The sequence below is a fragment of the Neobacillus cucumis genome, assembly GCF_016908975.1.
Taxonomy (GTDB): domain Bacteria; phylum Bacillota; class Bacilli; order Bacillales; family Cytobacillaceae; genus Neobacillus; species Neobacillus cucumis.
Window position 1 is genome coordinate 31,028 of record NZ_JAFBEX010000007.1, and the last position, 19,082, is coordinate 50,109.

Here is a 19,082-nt window from a genome sequence, read left to right on the forward strand (position 1 = left end):
AGAATAAGACACGAAACCAACTCGTGTCTTTTTTTTATATTCATAGTTTTATATTAATCATAAACCTGAAGCATTTAATTGATTGCGTATTATTCGCAAACTAATATATATGATTAAAAAGAAAACTAACAGAACCAAAGAAAAAATAAAAATGATCCACAATACTTGGCTTGGTAAATACCGATCCATAGCGTATCCAATAACAAAAGGAAACATCGCTCCTCCAATTCCAGCAAATGCTGTGATGGCACTTGTAACAGTACGCTCCATTCCTGGAAAAGTATGATTGGCATAAACCATTGTGATGGAATAAATAGCTGACATCCCCAATCCCAGTCCAAATACAGTAAGGTATGAAGTACCCAGTGTTTTATTCTGAGTTAGAAGAAAAATAAAGACTAGTCCTACTACAATACTCCCTAATAAATAACGTTCGTAGCTGACGCGGCGGACTATCAAACCAATGACAAGACGACCACAAAGCATGGCTATCCAAAATACGGATGTACTAAGGGAGGCGAAGTAGGGACTGCTGTTTAAATTTTTTGAGAAAATACTTGGAAGGAAGCTATTTATGCTGCCCTCTATCCCCACATAAATAAAAATGATGAAAAGAAACAACATTAGGATACTATATTTTGGAATCCGCCCCTTAAAAATAGGTGCTGCAGCTGAACCTGCATCCATAGGTCCCTCTTCCTCTGAAGTTTGTAATGAAATGGACACAAATTGCCACACAATGGCTAAAGTAAGCGCAAATAAAGCAATTAACAATGGTGAAAAACGCCACAAGTGGCCAGCGATAAGAATACTAGCAAGCAATGGCATAATTAATGCCCCAGCGCCAAATGCTACTTCCAATCGGCTCATAAATATGGCTTGTCTCCCTTTAAACAGTTCCATAACATACGAGGCAACAGCCGTCTCAAGTGACGATGCTCCAATCCCATTCACAACAACAAGAAATCCTAGTAAATAAAACTTAGGCAAAAATAAAATACCTGTCTGTGCAACAACTACCGCAAGTGCAGCTCCAGTAAGGATAAGCCGGTAATGATACCTTTTCATAAAACTTGCAGTAATAGGGACACCAATAATAAATCCAAGGGATTGGAGAAGTATAAGAAGTCCTCCAAAGGTATAAGAAGTATGATAATACGACAGTAACTCAGGCATGATTGCCCCAAAAAACACACTGGTTATCCCACCCAAAAAATACATGCCATAAGAAGCCCACAGAAATCGACTCAAAAAAACTCCCCCATAATTCAATTTGCTTAAATTGCCAACCCTAGCATAAACTCCGGATTATATGTATATCTATTTGCTCTTCTAAGAGATTTTCTCCCTTATTGATTTTGGAGTAGTAATCATAAGGGCCTCCGCCTATTTAAATATACTTTTTAAAGGACTTTAATAAGTATCGAACAAAAAACTTATTAAATATCTTTAATAAGTGACGATGATAATATATCATATATAATTACAGAATACAATGAAGACTTTAAATTGAATAATTCTTTTTCAATGGAAACTTTTTCAATTCAACCCCCTCTAAATTATTGATTTTTTCCTCTATCCCATGATATTCATCATTTACTAATGCCTGATAATAATCAGATTTAGTATTCCTAAAGACACACCTTCACAATCTCTCAAAAGTAAAAAACAATAGAAAAACTAGGAAATACATATTCTCCATTCTGTTTTTTCCACATAAATTAATATTAATTATAACTGTAATGAACTTCTGTATTATTTAAAGATGGAAATTTAGGACAACCACTTTTCAACTCCCTTTTTTTATTTCCTGTATCTAATCGATTATAAACTATTTAGGAGGTGATATATTGGAGCAATTAAGCAATGAACCGTATGAAGACAACATTTTTTGTGTACACTGTGGACTTCCGATTGACCCAAATGAACCTTATTTTATATATGCAGAAAAAGATTTAAAAGGTCATAATGTTTATTGCTGCGATGAGTGTACTTAAGGATAAATGCTGAACAGTCAACGCTTAATATTTCTTTTTCTTCCTCAGTTGTCTCCCCGTCAAAATGACCTTTCCAATACACGTTTCGTTTTCTAATTTTACCGTTAGTCCTCTTATGGACAGCCTATTTTTCTAAACCCATGACATCCGTTTAGGTTGTCCATTATTTTCAGCATAGTATACTTTTGTAAGATTCCTCTTACGATACTCTTCGTACCAAGAAAGGGGGGACACAAATGCCAACTACACCACTTTCCAATCTTCTAGTATGCTTAGGAGTGCTACTTGTGATCATTTTATTAGCAATTGCACTTTTTGTTGGTGGAATTTTAGGCGTTGATACTAGCTCGTTTAGTGGAGCATTTAACGCAATTGCTGCACAATGCTAATCGAATTCTAACATTAGGCTCATTTTAAAGTTCCTATAAAATGGACAAGCGAACTTAGAAGAACATTAATCTTCTAAGTTCATTTTCTATGTTTGGATTAACGGATTTCGAAAGCAATTATTTGTGTGTAAGATTATAGTCCCTTCAAGATTCACTTTATACCGTTTAAAAAACATTTTTAGAATAGGGTGTTGAAATAGTGAGTGAGAATCAAGAGAAAAAAAACAAATCAATTTTGGGAGATAATCTCAACCTTGATACTTTATTTAATACTACTTCACAATCAACCAATAACAATGATGCATTAATGAATTTGGCTGGGAGCTTAATGCAAAATCCAGATACAATGAATTCACTAATGAAGGTGGCAAGCAGTTTGTTTACAAATGATACAATTGATCATTCTGTAAATGATATGAATAAGCCTAAGCAAGACGGACCTACTCCTGACACTGCTTCCGCACAAGAGAATAAAGAACTTAGTTTAATTTCTTTACAGCTAGAAAAAATCGCCAATGAATTATCCGAAATAAAAGCTCAATTAAAAGCAATGAAAAAACAAAATAAGAAGTGAAAACGAGATATTTTATAAAAGCAAACTCTGTAAGCAATTTTGCTGCAAGATTCGCCATCTCAGGCACCAAAAAGATGCGCTGAGCAAGAACTGGGACTCCTAAAAAATAAATAACAGCAAATTTAAATACGTAAAAAAGCCAAAAATACGCAAGTAGTGTATAAAACCTGCATAATTTAGACCCTTTAATTTTATTCCTTATTATGTTAAAGCACCCTTTTTATTTTCACATTATTCTCGAAATGCAATTAAGTATGGATCAAGTATCGATTAGTGTAATTTTTTTGTTATTGGTTAAGCATCTATTACTTTTTTACACTTGTAAAATTGAAGCCTATTTTTTCTAAACCCAAGACATCCGTTTATGTTTGTCCATTATTTACAGCATAATATGTTTTTGTAAGATCTCTCTTACGATACTCTTCGTACCAAGAAAGGGGGGACACAAATGCCAATTTCCAATCTTTTAGTATGCTTAGGAGTGCTACTTGTGATCATTTTATTAGCAATTGCAGTTTTTGTTGGAGGAATTTTAGGTGTTGATACTAGCTCGTTTAATGACGCATTTAATGCAATTGCTGCCCAATGCTAATCGAATTCTAAGATTAGGCTCAATATAAAGTTCTTATGAAATGGGCAAATGAACTTAGAAGATCCTAGAATTGATCTTCTAGGTTCATTTTATATGATAGATACAAAGCGGATTTCAAATACATTTATTTTTATATAAGATTATGTCCCTTCAAGATTCACTTTATAGCGTTTTAAAAAATTTTTTGAATAGGGTGACCAAATAATGAGTGAGAATCAAAAGAAAGTGAATAGATCAATTTTGGGAGATAATCTCAACCTTGATACTTTATTTAATACCACTTCACCATCAAACAATAACAGTGATGCATTAATGAATTTGGCTGGGAGTTTAATGCAAAATCCAAATACATTGAATTTGGCTGGAAGCTTAATGCAAAATCCAAATACATTGAATTTGGCTGGGAGCTTAATGCAAAATCCAAATACATTGAATTCACTAATGAAGGTAGCAGGCAGTTTGTTCAAAAATGATGCAATTGATAATTCTGTAAATGAAACGAATACGCCTAAACAAGATCAACCCGCTCCTGACAATGCTCCCGCACAAGAGAATACAGAACTTAGTTTAAGTTCTTCACAGTTAGAAAACCTTGCCAATGAATTATCCGAAATAAAAGCTCAATTAGATGATTTATCCGATGTAAAAGATCAATTAAATGATTTATTAGAAGTAAAAGATCAATTAAATGATTTATTAGATGTAAAAGATCAATTAAATGATTTATTAGATATAAAAGATCAATTAAATGATTTATTAGATGTAAAAGATCAATTATTATCTGATTTATCCAAAGTAAAAGCTCAATTATTATATGATTTATCCGAAGTAAAAGGTCAATTAAAAAAATTGAAAAAACAAAATAAGAAATTAATTAAATACACCTCAAACACGAATCAGAATTCAAAAAAGAAATAATCAATTATTAAACCTTGAGAAATCAAGGTTTTTCTATTAAAAAAGCAAGTAACAGGAAAGCTTTAATTATTCGTTTCTTCTATCTAAAACCATAAGATAAAAAGATTTTAAGTTAATAAGACCAATTCTATCAAATGGGTTGAATACGGCGAAGCACCGGATCGAATTACGGCAACGGCGCGCGGCGTGGGCAATCCGGGCGGTGTCAACCCAGATGTGCCATCCACCTAGGCACCAGACCGGTCCCGTCCTTTGTGCCCTTACCCGCTTGTAGCCCGCTATACAAAGGGCGATCCGGAAGTGGCCAGCAGCTTCCAGTGTAAACCAAGTTCCGGGGGTCCTGGTTTGAACCAATAGCACTCCAGAACAGATAGGGGCATGCCAGGTTTTCACCGTGCATGCCCCTCTTTTGCTGTTCTTAGGTCTGTCTGCTCCCTCTTGTTAACATAAGCAAACCGCCTATTAGTTCTACAGGAGTACACAGCCGTTTGCGCAATTAAACTTTTTTTCCCATTTTATTATTCATCTAACGAGCAGTTGAATAATAAAATGGGAGAAAGGTTGGTGAATAAAATGATGGGATCGTTATTTCTAATCATAATTGGATGTGTAATCATCTATCTGGGGTATCTCCTATGGAATTATGGGGATGAATATTCTTTTTACGCAGCACCAGTTTGTGGGATTGTTGGTGTTTTATTGATTCCAATCGGTATCGTAACTTTATTTAATCATGCAATCTTGAATGATGTTCTTCAATCATTAGCTCTATTTCTTCATCATTTGGCACAACAAAACCAGAATTAATAAGTACTAAATATCTAAATAGTTCCAAATATTCCCTCAATACGTTAATTTAAAAAGAATTCTGTAAACAAAGCTACAAAAAAAGCTAAGACTTTTTCGAAAATAATCCCTAGAAATATAACCCCATAGTGAGGAATGTGTAATACTCTAAGAAAAAAACTAATTGCTAAAACTAAAAAAAGGATTATCAATGCTTGTGGTAATGAAATTTTACCATGCATAAGTATCTACCTCAAAAAATAGATTTTTGCTAAATATATATGATTTCTAACGCTTTTTGATAATCCCTTTTTATATTTAGCCTAATGAATATTATGCTTTCTGAAATTCCCGCCTTTCACTTCAGCAACGTCGTATACGGTAACAAAGGCTTTTGGATCCATTTCATTGATGATTTCCTTTAATTTGGTTTCTTCTAAGCGGTTTATAACACAGGTGATTTCTTTAAATTTTTCATGGGAAAAACCGCCATAAGCTTCTTTATACGTTGCACTTCGACCTAGACGATCACGAATCGTCTCTACCATGATTTCGGGTTGAGTGGTAATAATTTGGAAGGTTTTAGAACCACTTAGACCTTCTTCTACAATGTGAATGACTTTCGAAGCAATAAAGTACGCAATGGCCGAAAGGATCGCCCCTTGTAGACCAAATACTATTGAAACGAAAATGAAAACAAAGATGTTTAAGAAAAGAATGAGATCACTTGTACCAAACGGTAATTTTCGAGATAGGAGTACGGCAAGCATATCAATTCCGTCTAATGCCCCGCCATTACGCAAGGCTAAACCCATCCCAAATCCAATGATAATCCCGCCAACAACGGTAATTAACAACGTATCCCCTTCAATAATAGCTGGAGTATGGTGCAAAAGGCTTGTACCAACCGCAAGTGACACAATTCCAATGATCGAAAAAAAGGCGAAACTTTTTCCAATTTGTTGATATCCTAGCCAAATAAAAGGAAGGTTTATAATGGCAATTAGAACCCCTAATGGTAAATCAAATAGTTCTGAACCAACGATACTAAGACCCGTCACTCCCCCATCTGATACGTTGTTTGGGATTAAGACCGTTTCTAATCCATATGCAGCGATAAATCCACCGATAATCACCATTAATCCTCGTAAAATAAATTTTAGTTTATTAGGTTTATGTATTTTGATTGTATTCATATAAATCCTCTCTTCCCTTTCCTTTTAAGCACTAATCTTTCATCAAATCCCCCTGTGAATTTTATGAACTTATAAATTTACATCAATCTGAGTGGCAATGATTTCATCCTTATTTATTCCGATAAATTTGAGTGTTTCCGATGGTGTTGAATGATTAAAGTGTTTTTGTAAAAGTGCAATGGAGACCCCTTGTTTAAACGCATGAAATCCAAAGGTCTTTGCTAGTGAATTGGTCCCTATCTTCCCTTCAATGCCTACCTTAATCGCTGCATCATGGATAATTCGATAGGCCTGTTGTCGAGTAATTGGTTGTTTAAATTTTCGAGATTGAAATAAATAAATCTGTTCCTCTATGTTGACATGGTCTAAGTATGACTTGACAGCTTCTTTCACTTTTTTGTTTAAAAACACGGACTTCCTCCTTTCACTCTCCATTTCAGCGTAAGAATAAAAATCCTTCATTTCTCCCTCGGTATTAAAAAGTTCTTTTACCTTAATCAAAAGTAGTTCGGAAATTTTAAGGCCTGTATTGATCCCAAAAACAAACAATAAGTAATCCCGATAGGATTGTTTTTTAAGGTGATCTTTTAGGGAATTTATTTGTTCTAGGTCTCTAAGTGCATCGACGGTTTCCAACTCATCATTACTCCTTCAATGTTACTAATTTAAGGATAATTGATAATTGAGTAACATTCAAACCTTCTGCCTGTGACTGATTTATTTATCTTCTGAAAATGGAAGAACAAGTATACTTGTCATCCAAAAATGACAAAACGGCTTCAGCCCTATCATTTCTAGAGCTCAAGCCGCTTATCGACATTGATTATTTCCCTGTCTAGTTGATGGGATCCGTTTCTTCTTTTAACTTATCTACTTAACTGTTTCACTTTGATTGGCTTTTTTTCCTTGCTCACTTTGATGATTTCACCGATAATACTGATGGCAATTTCTTCTGTTGTTTCCGAGCCCATTTCCAATCCAATCGGAGAATGAACCTGCTCCAACAGTTCTTGTCTGACTCCTTGACTTTTTAATTTTTCAAAAATTCTTATCACCTTGCGTTTGCTGGCAACCATGCCAACATAAGCAATCGGAAATTGCAGGGCGGTTTTTAAGACCCTATCATCACCGTCTTTTGTCACAATGATCACATAGGACTTTTCATTTAAGTTGGCTGCTTGTAACGCCTTTCCAATATCCTCGTTCACAAAAAGGTTTGAGGCATTAGGAAAGCGTTCCTTTGTACAAAACCCTAGGCGATCATCGACAATGCAATAAGGTAATTCAAGGAAATCAGCAAGCTTTGCCAACGCAGAGCCTAAATGACCTGCACCAGCTATAACGAGTTCAGGTCTGCTTGTATACACTTCTATAAAGACCCGAAGCGTGCCGCCACAATTCATTTCAATCCCGTCTTTGGCCTGTTTATTCAATTTATATTCAACGGTTTTCGATTGACCATTTTGGATCGCCTTTACACTGTCTTCGATAATATAGTGTTCAGCCAGGCCACCTCCGACAGTGCCTTCAATCGTCCCATCACGGTATACAATCATTTTTCCAACATGCCTAGGAGTCGAGCCCTTTGATTCAATGATCATAGCTAGAGCAAAGGTTTCGTTTCGACGTGTCAGCATGGCCACTTTTTCCATCAATAGCATAAATTGCTCTCCCCCTTTTTAGCCATTAATTCGATTGATATTGATTCTTGCTAAGAAAATAACGTAATAGATTTAAGGCGACTGTTTTTCGGTAAGTCGCCGTGGAGCGCTGATCGTCAATAGGATGAATGATCTGATCGAAGGCTGTCACAACTTGAGCGATGTCTGCTTTTGCTAATGGTATGATCTTCCCCAGCAGCTTCTTCTCAATATCAACTGAACGAACCATCGTAGGTCCGACCGCCCCGAAGGCAAAGCGAACATCATCGATTTGAGTATCCTTTATCCGGATATAGCCTGCAAATGATACTTTGGCAATGGCATCGGCATTACGGTTGCCGACTTTCTCAAAAACGACATGGGCATCTTCTTCGAATATGGATGGCAAGATAATTTCTGCTAGAATTTCATTTTGATTTCGCTCGACCCTTCGTGGTCCTTGAATAAAATCACTAATCGCTACGACACGGTCACCGTTAACGGAGCGCAGCAAAAGTTTTGCGTTGTAGACATATAATAATGGCAGTGTGTCACCAGCCGGCGAAGCATTGCAAATATTTCCGCCCAATGTTCCTCTGTTTCGAATGGCAGGTGCCGCAATCGTTTGGATGGCGTTCTTTAATGGAAGCGGAATAAGCGGATTCTCCAGTAATTCGCTATACGTACAGCAAGCCCCGATGTGGAGATCGTTTTGAATTTGATACACCTGCTTTAGTTCGGATAGATGATCGATAAACATAATCGGTTTCGAGATTTTCGGGGGGACACCCCGTCGATTTTTGTGCAGGACCATTACATCGGTGCCACCGGCCATGATGGTACAGTCTTCTTGGTTCAATTGGCTTAATGTTTGGTCTAATCGATTGAAACGATACGCCATTATTTTCTCTGCCATAAGCCGTCCCCTTTTTTAGCTGCCAGATTAATCGCATCCACAATCATATTGTAGCCCGTACATCGGCACAGATTTCCGGAAATCCCTTCTCGAATTTCAGCCTCTGAAGGATGAGGGTTTTTGGATAATAAGGCGGCACTAGCCATGACCATCCCCGGAATGCAGTAACCGCATTGAACGCCTCCGGCAACGGAATAGCTTTCATCTAAAATCTTAAACTGTTCCGTTTCCATGATTCCTTCAATTGTTTGAATATCAGCTCCCTCAATGGACCCAACTGGAATCAGGCAGCTGTTTTGCAGGAGACTATTCACAAACACGCTGCAGGCTCCGCACTCGCCTTCACCACAGCCTTCCTTGGTACCAATTAAATCAAACTCATCTCGTACTAAATCTAGTAATCTTGTTGTAGGCGGGGCGTCCGTTTCTACTGTTCTTCCATTCAAGGTAAATTTAATCAACCTTTTTCACCTTCTTTTATCCAAAGACTTTCCATTATGACTTCCGGTGTAATGGGAATTTGCTGAAATGACGTTTGCAGTGCAGATTCAATCGCCGCTTGAACGGCTGGAGCGCCGCCGATTAACGTTAATTCACCTGCCCCCTTCGCACCATATGGACCATCCGCATAGGGATTATCAAAGACCTTGCTTTCGATTGTAACAACGTCCAATGAAGTCGGCGGTCCATAATCCGAGATGCTTTTTTGTTGGATTCGGCCTTGCTTGGTCGTCATTTTTTCAAGATAACCGTAGGCTAATCCTTGAGCTAAACCACCGTCTATTTGCCCTTTCATAATCCGGTCATCGATGACCTTGCCGACTTCATAATTGGCGTACACTTTTTCCAGCTTTACATTTCCTGTTAAGGTATCTACTTCTACTTCCACGATATTCACGCCCCATGAATAAGCCGGGTAGGCGTCTCCCGTGAAGGTTTTTTCATCCCAAGGAATCATTTCACGGTGAACATAGTTCTCCACTACTTCCTGTTCCACCCCTTGTTGCCACTGGGTCTTCAGTTTTTTGGCGGCCCGTTCGAGCAACTTTCCGACAATCATCGTCGTCCTAGAAGCAACGGTCGGACCGGAGTCGGGAACCTCTTTGCTATCGGGATAAGGGTACAACACTTCTTCGTACGGAAGGTCTAATTCCTTGGCGACAATTTTACTTAGTGAGGTATATATGCCTTGTCCCATATCAGAATTGGAGATTTTTAACGATACCTTGCCATCCTTGGACTTACTGAGCTTCACCGTTGCTTTAATATGATCTCGTTCACCACTGCCTGTAAATCCACAGCCGTGAAGGAACAACGACGTTCCGATTCCTTTTTTATAGCGAGGATTTTGTTGATTAAAGCTATGAAACTCCTCTTTTTTCTTTTTGTATTGTGACGTGTTGAGTAAATCTTCTATCATATCTTCCATTAATATCGGGTCTCTGAATTTTCCTTTGGTGATGGTGGAGTCTCCTTGTTTGACGAGGTATTTGCGTTTATATTGAAGTGGGTCGATGTTTGCTAGTTTACTAAGATGTCCCATATGGCTTTCGATTCCGGCAAAGCTTTGTGGCGCACCAAAGCCTCTAAAGGCCCCGTTCGGAACAGTATTCGTTTTTAAGACATACCCCTTTGCATGGAAATGCGGAATTTTATACACACCGGCACTGTTGATTAAGGCACGCTGCAGTACAACAGAGCTTAAGCCCGCATTCGCTCCGCCATCCAGAAAAACGTCCACACACATGCTTAAAATATTTCCTTCCTTATCAAGGGCCGTTCGATAGGTGAGTTTGGCCGGATGCCTTTTGGTCGTCACCACCATATCCTCCGAACGGTCAAACACGAGCATCACCGATTTTTGGACTGCTTTTGCCGCAACGGCAACGTGGCACGCCATCATCGATGGAAACTCTTCTTTGCCTCCAAACCCTCCGCCGGTCGGGCTTTGCACCACTCTGACTTCATCGTCACCACAGGCTAAGGCACTTAGCAAGGCATTTTTTATATAATAAAGACATTGCATTGAACCCTGAACGATAATTTCATCTTCCTTATAAATGGCGAGCATTCCTTGCGGCTCAAGGTAGACATGCTCCTGATAACCCGTTTCGTATTCTTCCTCAATGATTTGATGGGCTCCCTGCTCGATCGCTGAAATGGTTTCTAAGCTTTCGCCAAATTCATAGCTCGCTAAACTTGTAGATGATTTTTGTTGGATTGCCTCGTTCAATGTATAAATAGCCTGATGTTCCTCCACTTCAATTTTCACTTCATTTAACAAACGGTATAGGATATCAAGGTCCCTTCCCACAAGCATAAATATCGGCTCTCCAATATAATTGACCCATTCATTGGCAAAAATGGGCTGATCTTCTTTTATAATTTTGACATAATTCGGTCCCGGGATATCCCCTGCTCCAACGGCTTCATATCCTTCCGGAAGCTTTGGTAATTGAATAGATTTGATTTTTCCATAAGCAACCGGCGACCGATACAAAACACCATAAACCATGTTTTCCACTTTCACATCACTTATATAGGCTAACTGACCCGATACTTTGCCACTATGGTCCTTTTTAGGCACTGAAGTGCTTATGTCTTTAAGATTCATTGTTCAACACCCTTCGACTGATTATTTAAAGGGGACAAATAGTAAATAGAATCCTCTTCCTATGATTTTATAATTGATAATGATATTTTATGATTGATTTCATACAAGTATTTCGGTGTTTTTCATTGAGGAAGTAAAAAAGTAGTGGTTATCATGTCGATAATCACTACTTTTTTGATTTTATTTATAGTTATAATTAACTGGTTTTTAGTTTTGTACGTTCATCATTCCAGGTACATAGACTTGTAAATAAAGCAACAACTGTAATTGTAAGACTTGATAAGATAAAAGTCTCCTTAGAAATTAACAATCCTCCTAGACAAATGACCAATGCATCAATGATAAATATCATGATTCCAACATTAATTTTAAAAATCTTCGATAAAAATTGTGCTAATAAGTCTGTACCTCCTGTACTTGTTTCATAGCGAAGCATGATACCAATACCTAAACCAACAAATATACCACCGAATACAGAGCTAACAACAGGAGGAATTTGTAACTGTATATAACCTCGTGAAAAAGATAACAAATCAATAACAAAAGAAGAAAACAACATACCAAAGAGACTATTATAAAAATAACTCTTGTTATAAAACCAAGCTAGGGCAAATATAGGAATACTCAAACATATAATTGCTAGCCCTGGTTTCATTCCTGTTAAATACTTAATAATCAGACCTACACCAATTATTCCTCCATCAAGTAATTCAAATGGAACTAAAAAGAAATTGATGCCAATCGATAACAAAATACTGCCAAACAATATGACAAGTCCTTTTTTTAGAATATGCATGGGTAAAATCACTCCATAAATAATGGAACATAAAAGGTATATTAATTTTTAGGATGATCTTTTCCAAAAGCTTCATGAAAAAGATTTTTCTTTTTAATCAATGGATTGGTCATCGATAATCGGAGATTTTCCTATTTTTAGTTCAACAATATTGTCGTAGGCAACCCGAATAGATACACCAATCATTAATAAACCAATAATCAGGGTAAAAACTCCATCTAAAATATGAATTTTAGTAATGGACGTAATTACTACTGCAAACAAGGCTAATATTGCACTGGATACTGAAACAAGATCCTCGTAAAAGACAAACCTTGTTGGCGGAGTCGCTTTACTCACATATTTAAATGATTGAAGCACAATACCCATTCCTTTTACGACTACTCCCGCATCCTGATTTATTTCCTTCATAGCTTTTAATAATACCGCTCCATCTATAACCAGGTTTAGAACCAAAATCAAGACGTTCAAGAGTACACCTCTACTTGGTTCAGAAGGGTGCTTTATTAAACGACATCCCTCATGAATAGTTTCATATCCCATAGAAAAAACAACCAATGCGGCAATTATGCTAAAAATTTGATTCAAAGATTCAAAACCGTTTGGAAATCTTTTTGTCGGTTTTTTCTGGGATAAAACACTACCCATAAAAATGAAACCTTGGTTCACTGCATCTCCTAAAGAGTGCATAGCTGCTGCAAACATGGCTCCACTACCGCTAATTATTCCAGCTATAAACTCTGTAATAGCAATAAGCGTATTTCCCATCATGGCTAACGCTGAAGATTGGTTACCTTTTTTTACACACTCAAACACCTGTTTAATTCCCACATGCTTACCTCCCCCACTTCTTTTCCTTATAGTGTCCCAAAGAAAATGGGAAATATTGATAAAAACAACTTTTTATTAATTTTCTAAAAATCGAAAAATTCTATAAAATTAAAAGGTATTTTTACGGAAAAGACCACTTCCATAATGGTCATGATTATGACAGCATGTTTTTGAATGTAAAAAGCCGAAAATATGCATGAAATGATTTCGCATATCTTCGGCTTCGTCTTAATTTTGAATATTGAATTTGCCCAAAAGAAGCAGGGTACATGAAGTTAAATTAAATGAATACATACCTTTTAACTATAATTTATTAATAATCTTGTAACAATTTAAAGGTATACTTACATGGACTAAAAGATTTAGATTGCAGATTCTCATTGGGTTTTTGGTTCTCTTAAGTACAATGTTTTTAATTTGTACGTTCTTTCCAAAGGATGCTATACCATGGTTACTTGGAGATACTTCCTATGCTGATATGGGTTCGAAGGTAATAACAGATGGAATTATACGTGCTTCTCAATATGTAGTAACAATAATTGTTATTTACGGTTTCTTGTCCATTGTTCCTTCACAAGGATTTAAAATGACAGTGATTGGTCAAAGGACCTTATACGTTTACCTTCTTCATGGATTTATTATTAAAACCATTCAAACAATCGTCTCTGACGATACCTTGAGTGGTATATCCAATCATTATTTAACATTAATGGTATTTTCTTTAGGGGTCTGTGTATTATTAGGTAATTATTTAATACAAAAATATACACGTCCATTGATTGAATTAAGACTATGAGAGTTGGTGAACCCAACTCTCTTTTTATTCGTTTTCTTACAAATAATACTCAATCATTTGTGCAACCATCTCTTTTATTTTTTCTTTTATAGATAATTGATTGACGTCAGAGGATGTTACTCGCTTTGAGTTTTGAATGTCTTCATTGATGACTGGTTTTATTTTAGAAATATAGACAGGGTCATGGATATAACAGTTCATTTCCTCATTTAAATGAAACGAGCGCGAATCAAAATTTACGGTCCCAACCATCAATACGTTTTCATCAATTAAGAATACTTTACCGTGTAGCACTCCCTTTTTATAACCGTATACCTCCATTCCCTGTTTTAATGCTTTTCGGATATATGGATAGGCTGCTTCTTCAACTAACAATGCATCCGAATGAGGTGAGAACAGAAATTTAACACGAACTCCTCTTTTTCTAGCATCCACTAATGAGTTCCATATAGTTCTGTCATTTAGTATAAAATAAGGTGTTATTATAATGATGGACTCCTTTGCTTGTTGAAACAGCCTTGCATAATCTTGACCAAGTTTTACTCCGCTATAATAGGCAGTAAATCGATGTAAGGTTGCTCCCTTTTCCTTTGTTGCGCTGTGGATAGGAATCTGTTGCTCTGTGTTTTTCTTCCAGTCTAATACAAATTGATGCATTAGATCTTGAACTCCTTCACCTCGTATTTGAAGGTGATAATCTCTCCAGTGACCGAGTTTTACTTTTTCTCCCAAATACTTCTTGCCGATGTTAAATCCGCCAATGTATCCAATCCTTCCATCAATAATAGAAATACGGCGATGATTCCGATGATCCAAAGAAGAAAAAAGATAAGGAAAAGCAGGCTTATTGTAATACGTAAAATGCACTCCTGCTTTAACCAATGATTCTCTTTCCTTTTTCTTTAGTAAAATTCCACCTAGCCTGTCCACTGCAAAATATACTTCTAATCCTTCCTGGCTTTTTTGCCTCAATATACCTAGAAACTGATGGCTTACTTTATCATCAGCAATCGAGAAAAAGTTAATATACACGTAATGATTTGCTTTCCTTATATCTGAGAATAATTGCTTGTTAAACTGTTTCCCGTCCGTATACAAAGTAATATTACTTTGACGAATCGGGTATTGGATGGGCTGCTGGTCAAATACCATTCTTTTTTCGGCTGTTGTTTTGTCAATTTTACCCCAAACAAACAAAACCAAACATGCACCGATAAACACAAATAGGATTACACGAAGGATTTTCTTTACCTTTTTTAGCATATGTAATCTCCTTTAAATATTATCGTTTTCATTCTGTTAGTTTTTGTTTTTGTGGACAAAACTATCCTGTTAGCCCTTCATAGAGCATCTGCCTTTGTTGGTCGAAGGTTTTATTAATTTATTAAAAAGAGGATTTTACAGCCTTGGTTACTGCGGATATGGATATGGTTATCGCCTTATTTCAGTCCATTCATTTACTTCACTCATTTTGATTCTTATTTAAGGGTGCTTTAGTTGAACAAGCACCATCAATTAACACTTTTATCTTAAATATTTCCACTGTCGAATTGGGCATACTTACCTATGAGGTGAAATAATGAAACACACATTAGAGAAAAATATATTAAGGGCTTTATTAATTTTTGGAATAATCTCATTCATAAATTTGATTAGAAAACCACCCGCAAAAGATTGGTTACTTATCTTTCTTTTTAAAGGATTTTTATCTTCCATTTTAGATAATATAGTTGTGAAAAAGGGATATATCAAATATCCGATAAAATTATTTAAATCATTTGATTTTAGCTTCATTTTTGATTATTTACTTTATCCTATAACTTGTGTTTACTATAACCAAGTTACTAAGAAATCCAATATTTTAGGTATAGTTGTTAAAACATTCTATTTTAGTATTCCAATGGCTGTAACAGAGCATCTCTTAGAAAAGAAAACGTCTTTACTTAAATTTAAAAAGGGATGGAATTCCTTCACTAGCTTCTGGACTTTAAGTATAACTTTTCTTATTTCTCGTGCTTTCATCGCTATAGTCCGAAAAGCAAATAATAGTCCTGTTCCAAAAAATTAATTTTCTTTGAGTACAGGATTTTTTAATGAAAAACACTTTTAAATTGATGCTAAGAATTTAAATTATTTAAAAAAGGGTTCAAAACCTTATTTCATTATACTGCCCCGTTAGCTCAACAAGAAAAAATCCACCTAGTTTACAGATGGATTTTCACAATTTGATAATGTAAACAAGCTTTTTATTATGCTGCTTGAAATGCTCTCTTTACTTTTGTTCTTTTTCTTAAACAACCACATATAAGTCCCCGTAAACATTAGAATGGTTGGAGTAAGGCCACCAATTGCGTATAAAATTTTTGTAAATATTCCTCCAAAAGTTCCTGTATGTAAAGGATGATGCCATATTTGATAGAGTAGACCACTGTTTATTTCTGGATCTAACTTGCCTACTATTTTTCCACTATATTGATCCACCCAAACCCGTATGTTTCCATTCCCAGGATCGTAAGAGCGACTAAGCCGAATTTCTACTGCTCCTTCCGCCATTCCTTCCTTCATCATTCCGGGCATTCTAACTTGAGTGATAATACCCTTAGGTACTTCTTTTTCAGCTTTACTTAATAATAGATCCAGAGGAAGCTTTCCAGTTGGAAGAGGTTTAGATATAAGGTTCTCTTCTGGAGGTGTTACTTTTGCCTTTCCACCAAACCAACCGAAAATGGTCTCATCATATGTAAAAAGGGCTCCTGTTAATGAAACAATTAATAAAAATGGTATTGACACTGCCCCGAGGACCTTATGTAAATCATAATTTTTCACAAAAACGTTTTTATTGCGTCTCATTTTAAAACCATTTTTCCATTTTTTTATTCCTGGCCACCATAAATATATTCCCGACAATGTAATAAGAAAGAAAAACATTCCGATTATTCCAACTATTTCTTCTCCTTTAAAATCTTTCAGTAGGAGCGATCGATGAAAATCAAGGATCATATTAAACATTGTTTTATCCCCTAATGCTCCATTTATCTGTCCTGTTCCAGGATCAACATATATTGATTGCTGCTTTTCACCTTCTTTAAGTCGAAATAAGTAAACTCCTTTCGCCTCTGGTTCATTTGGTGTATATACACGTTGAATTTCTCCTTTTGGATATGTGTTTCTAACAGTTTCCAATGCCTGTTGATACATTACTTTTTTGCTTTCTGTTACTTTAAACAAATCAGGATGTATGAAATGGTTTATATCTGGTTCAAAGACAAGTAAACTTCCAGTTATTCCAATTAGAACAATAAATATCCCCACCAGCATGCTCAACCATAAATGAATTTTTCCAATTACTTTTCTCATATCATAAATACCTACTCTCCTAAAAATAAGATTAAAGCTCAAAATAAATAATTGAAATCGATTATCATTATCAATTAATATTCTAAATGATAATGATAATCAAAGTCAATTTAATTTAGTCCTTATAAAGAAATAAAAAAAGGTAGCTAGTTGCAGAAACTATGACTACCCTTTTAGTGCATCAAAATTTGAAATTCATTCTTAATTTGCTTTAATAGAGTTATAATCATGGACACCTAAGTATAAAAACCTTGGACAACGCTTTTGAGGTATTTTTTAAGACTTCCTTCAGTTTTTCATGTTATAATTTTTAAAAATTTTCAGGAGATTGTGAGGGCTAAAAATGAAGAAATGGTTTCCTCATGGGAAATGGTCGAAATATTATGTATGGCTTCACCATTATTCAATTGTATCCTTTTTAGCTCTTATGGTAACAGGACTTGTGCTTTATATTCCATTTTTTCATGTAAGGCTTATAAAGTATTTATCCTTTTTTTACGATGCGCATATTTTTCTTGGCATCGTGTTCTTTCTGTCGTTATTTTCTCCTTTCGTGAAGAAATTGCCAAAGGTGAACCGCATACGAAAGATTGATTGGTTTATGCCCATCTTTTTTGGGACGGCAATCGTTTTAACCGGATTTTCGTTATGGAAGGTCAATTGGTTTCCCTCCAAGCTAAGAGAGGCAGCCTTCCCTTGGCATGGGAATTTGTCTTATCTTTTAGGCATTTGGTTTATCTTGCATGGTTTCTTTAAAGCAACCGGAACCCAATATCCCCAAACATTCGTAACGAGAAAAATGGATTCAGAACGAAGGCATTTTCTACAATGGGGATTATCAGGTTTAGTCATTGGTGCCATTACCATGACTCCGTTTTCGAAGCTTTTCACAACAAGCGGAAAAATATCTTCAAATTCGGCACCTGGTGTACATGAGTTTCCGGAATATTTTACTGTGACGGACAACTATCCAAACGTCTTGCTCGACAAGTACCGATTGGTGGTTGATGGTCTAGTGACGACTAAACAATCAATGACCTTTGAACAATTGACGTCTTTACCTGTCACCAAACAGATCAAAGATTTTCAATGCGTAACAGGATGGACGGTTTCGGATGTGGAATGGGAAGGCATTCATATTCGCGAGCTTGTTTCATTGGTTAAACCCACTTCAGAAGCTACCTTCATCACCTTCTATTCTGCAGACGGTGCCTATACCGAAAGCTTGTCCTTAAATGAAGCGATGGAATCCGATGTTCTTCTTGCTTTTAAGATGGACCAACAGCCGCTTCGCGTCGAACAAGGTTATCCGATTCGATTAGTGGTGCCAAGAATGTACGGTTACAAATCAATCAAATGGGTAAATCGTGTAGAATTTGCATCCACCCGTATTCAGGGATATTGGGAACAACGAGGCTATCCGGCTGAAGCAACGTTTTGACGAGTATTCTAACATTCCATAATTAAGTTTTGATTTTTAAAGAGGCACTCATTTCGGGTGCCCTTTCCTGTTTCAACAATATCTACGATAAACTTGTTTTGAACTGTTTGTTCAAGTGAGTAATAGCTACAAATCTCCATTCAGATATTCAAAACCTTTGATTAAGGTATGTACCCTTTCAGAATGACATACAAAAGCTGATTTTTTTTCGTGAATAAATAATTCGCATACGAAATATG

The 19,082-nt window shown here is 36.2% G+C and carries 20 protein-coding genes; 9 read left to right on the forward strand and 11 right to left on the reverse strand.

What is annotated here, in order from left to right; all coding sequences use genetic code 11:
- Positions 1–57 precede the first annotated feature (57 nt).
- A complete protein-coding gene (locus JOC76_RS10510; RefSeq protein WP_205177568.1) occupies positions 58–1,251 on the reverse strand; it encodes an MFS transporter in 1,194 nt (397 codons plus the stop codon).
- A 599-nt stretch (positions 1,252–1,850) separates the two neighbouring features.
- On the opposite strand from JOC76_RS10510, the gene JOC76_RS10515 reads away from it, so the two are divergent.
- The 6 genes from JOC76_RS10515 to JOC76_RS10540 all read left to right on the forward strand — a co-directional run bounded on the left by JOC76_RS10515 (position 1,851) and on the right by JOC76_RS10540 (position 5,277).
- Complete coding sequence (locus tag JOC76_RS10515) at positions 1,851–1,997, forward strand: hypothetical protein (RefSeq protein WP_205177569.1); 147 nt, start codon at positions 1,851–1,853, stop codon at positions 1,995–1,997.
- Between the two features lie 236 nt (positions 1,998–2,233).
- Positions 2,234–2,386: a hypothetical protein gene (locus tag JOC76_RS10520; RefSeq protein WP_205177570.1), complete on the forward strand. Its 153-nt coding sequence runs from the start codon at positions 2,234–2,236 to the stop codon at positions 2,384–2,386.
- 199 nt (positions 2,387–2,585) lie between these two features.
- The gene (locus JOC76_RS10525; RefSeq protein ID WP_205177571.1) at positions 2,586–2,960 is read left to right on the forward strand and encodes a hypothetical protein; all 375 of its coding nucleotides are present in this window, start codon (positions 2,586–2,588) and stop codon (positions 2,958–2,960) included.
- 448 nt (positions 2,961–3,408) lie between these two features.
- A complete protein-coding gene (locus JOC76_RS10530; protein WP_205177572.1) occupies positions 3,409–3,552 on the forward strand; it encodes a hypothetical protein in 144 nt (47 codons plus the stop codon).
- 204 nt (positions 3,553–3,756) lie between these two features.
- Positions 3,757–4,470 carry a hypothetical protein gene (locus JOC76_RS10535; protein ID WP_205177573.1) on the forward strand — a complete coding sequence of 238 codons (714 nt, stop codon included), beginning with the start codon at positions 3,757–3,759 and terminating at the stop codon, positions 4,468–4,470.
- A gap of 564 nt (positions 4,471–5,034) precedes the next feature.
- Complete coding sequence (locus JOC76_RS10540) at positions 5,035–5,277, forward strand: hypothetical protein (protein WP_205177574.1); 243 nt, start codon at positions 5,035–5,037, stop codon at positions 5,275–5,277.
- A gap of 302 nt (positions 5,278–5,579) precedes the next feature.
- Here JOC76_RS10540 and JOC76_RS10545 read toward each other — a convergent pair whose 3' ends face one another.
- The 8 genes from JOC76_RS10545 to JOC76_RS10580 all read right to left on the reverse strand — a co-directional run bounded on the left by JOC76_RS10545 (position 5,580) and on the right by JOC76_RS10580 (position 13,249).
- On the reverse strand, positions 5,580–6,452 hold the full coding sequence (locus JOC76_RS10545) for a YitT family protein (RefSeq protein WP_205177575.1): 873 nt from the start codon (positions 6,450–6,452) through the stop codon (positions 5,580–5,582).
- A 69-nt stretch (positions 6,453–6,521) separates the two neighbouring features.
- Positions 6,522–7,088: a tyrosine-type recombinase/integrase gene (locus tag JOC76_RS10550; RefSeq protein WP_205177576.1), complete on the reverse strand. Its 567-nt coding sequence runs from the start codon at positions 7,086–7,088 to the stop codon at positions 6,522–6,524.
- A 230-nt stretch (positions 7,089–7,318) separates the two neighbouring features.
- Entirely contained in the window at positions 7,319–8,113 is a 795-nt protein-coding gene (locus tag JOC76_RS10555) for an XdhC family protein (protein ID WP_205177577.1), read from the reverse strand.
- A gap of 25 nt (positions 8,114–8,138) precedes the next feature.
- Entirely contained in the window at positions 8,139–9,008 is an 870-nt protein-coding gene (locus JOC76_RS10560) for an FAD binding domain-containing protein (RefSeq protein WP_205177578.1), read from the reverse strand.
- On the reverse strand, positions 8,993–9,454 hold the full coding sequence (locus JOC76_RS10565; protein WP_239557671.1) for a (2Fe-2S)-binding protein: 462 nt from the start codon (positions 9,452–9,454) through the stop codon (positions 8,993–8,995). Before JOC76_RS10565 ends, JOC76_RS10560 begins: the two co-directional genes overlap by 16 nt.
- An 11-nt stretch (positions 9,455–9,465) precedes the next feature.
- Entirely contained in the window at positions 9,466–11,622 is a 2,157-nt protein-coding gene (locus tag JOC76_RS10570) for a xanthine dehydrogenase family protein molybdopterin-binding subunit (RefSeq protein ID WP_205177580.1), read from the reverse strand.
- A 196-nt stretch (positions 11,623–11,818) separates the two neighbouring features.
- Complete coding sequence (locus JOC76_RS10575; protein WP_205177581.1) at positions 11,819–12,418, reverse strand: YitT family protein; 600 nt, start codon at positions 12,416–12,418, stop codon at positions 11,819–11,821.
- Positions 12,419–12,511: 93 nt separating this feature from the next.
- On the reverse strand, positions 12,512–13,249 hold the full coding sequence (locus JOC76_RS10580) for a cation diffusion facilitator family transporter (protein ID WP_205177582.1): 738 nt from the start codon (positions 13,247–13,249) through the stop codon (positions 12,512–12,514).
- 367 nt (positions 13,250–13,616) lie between these two features.
- On the opposite strand from JOC76_RS10580, the gene JOC76_RS10585 reads away from it, so the two are divergent.
- The gene (locus tag JOC76_RS10585) at positions 13,617–14,045 is read left to right on the forward strand and encodes an acyltransferase family protein (protein WP_205177583.1); all 429 of its coding nucleotides are present in this window, start codon (positions 13,617–13,619) and stop codon (positions 14,043–14,045) included.
- A gap of 36 nt (positions 14,046–14,081) precedes the next feature.
- On the opposite strand, the gene JOC76_RS10590 is transcribed toward JOC76_RS10585, so the two are convergent.
- Positions 14,082–15,308: a phospholipase D-like domain-containing protein gene (locus JOC76_RS10590; protein ID WP_205177584.1), complete on the reverse strand. Its 1,227-nt coding sequence runs from the start codon at positions 15,306–15,308 to the stop codon at positions 14,082–14,084.
- Between the two features lie 316 nt (positions 15,309–15,624).
- Here JOC76_RS10590 and JOC76_RS10595 point away from each other — a divergent pair, with 316 nt between their 5' ends.
- Complete coding sequence (locus JOC76_RS10595; protein ID WP_205177585.1) at positions 15,625–16,113, forward strand: CBO0543 family protein; 489 nt, start codon at positions 15,625–15,627, stop codon at positions 16,111–16,113.
- A gap of 131 nt (positions 16,114–16,244) precedes the next feature.
- Here JOC76_RS10595 and JOC76_RS10600 read toward each other — a convergent pair whose 3' ends face one another.
- A complete protein-coding gene (locus JOC76_RS10600) occupies positions 16,245–17,402 on the reverse strand; it encodes a PepSY-associated TM helix domain-containing protein (RefSeq protein ID WP_205177586.1) in 1,158 nt (385 codons plus the stop codon).
- Positions 17,403–17,745: 343 nt separating this feature from the next.
- Here JOC76_RS10600 and JOC76_RS10605 point away from each other — a divergent pair, with 343 nt between their 5' ends.
- A complete protein-coding gene (locus tag JOC76_RS10605; RefSeq protein ID WP_205177587.1) occupies positions 17,746–18,843 on the forward strand; it encodes a molybdopterin-dependent oxidoreductase in 1,098 nt (365 codons plus the stop codon).
- The last annotated feature ends 239 nt before the right edge of the window (positions 18,844–19,082 follow it).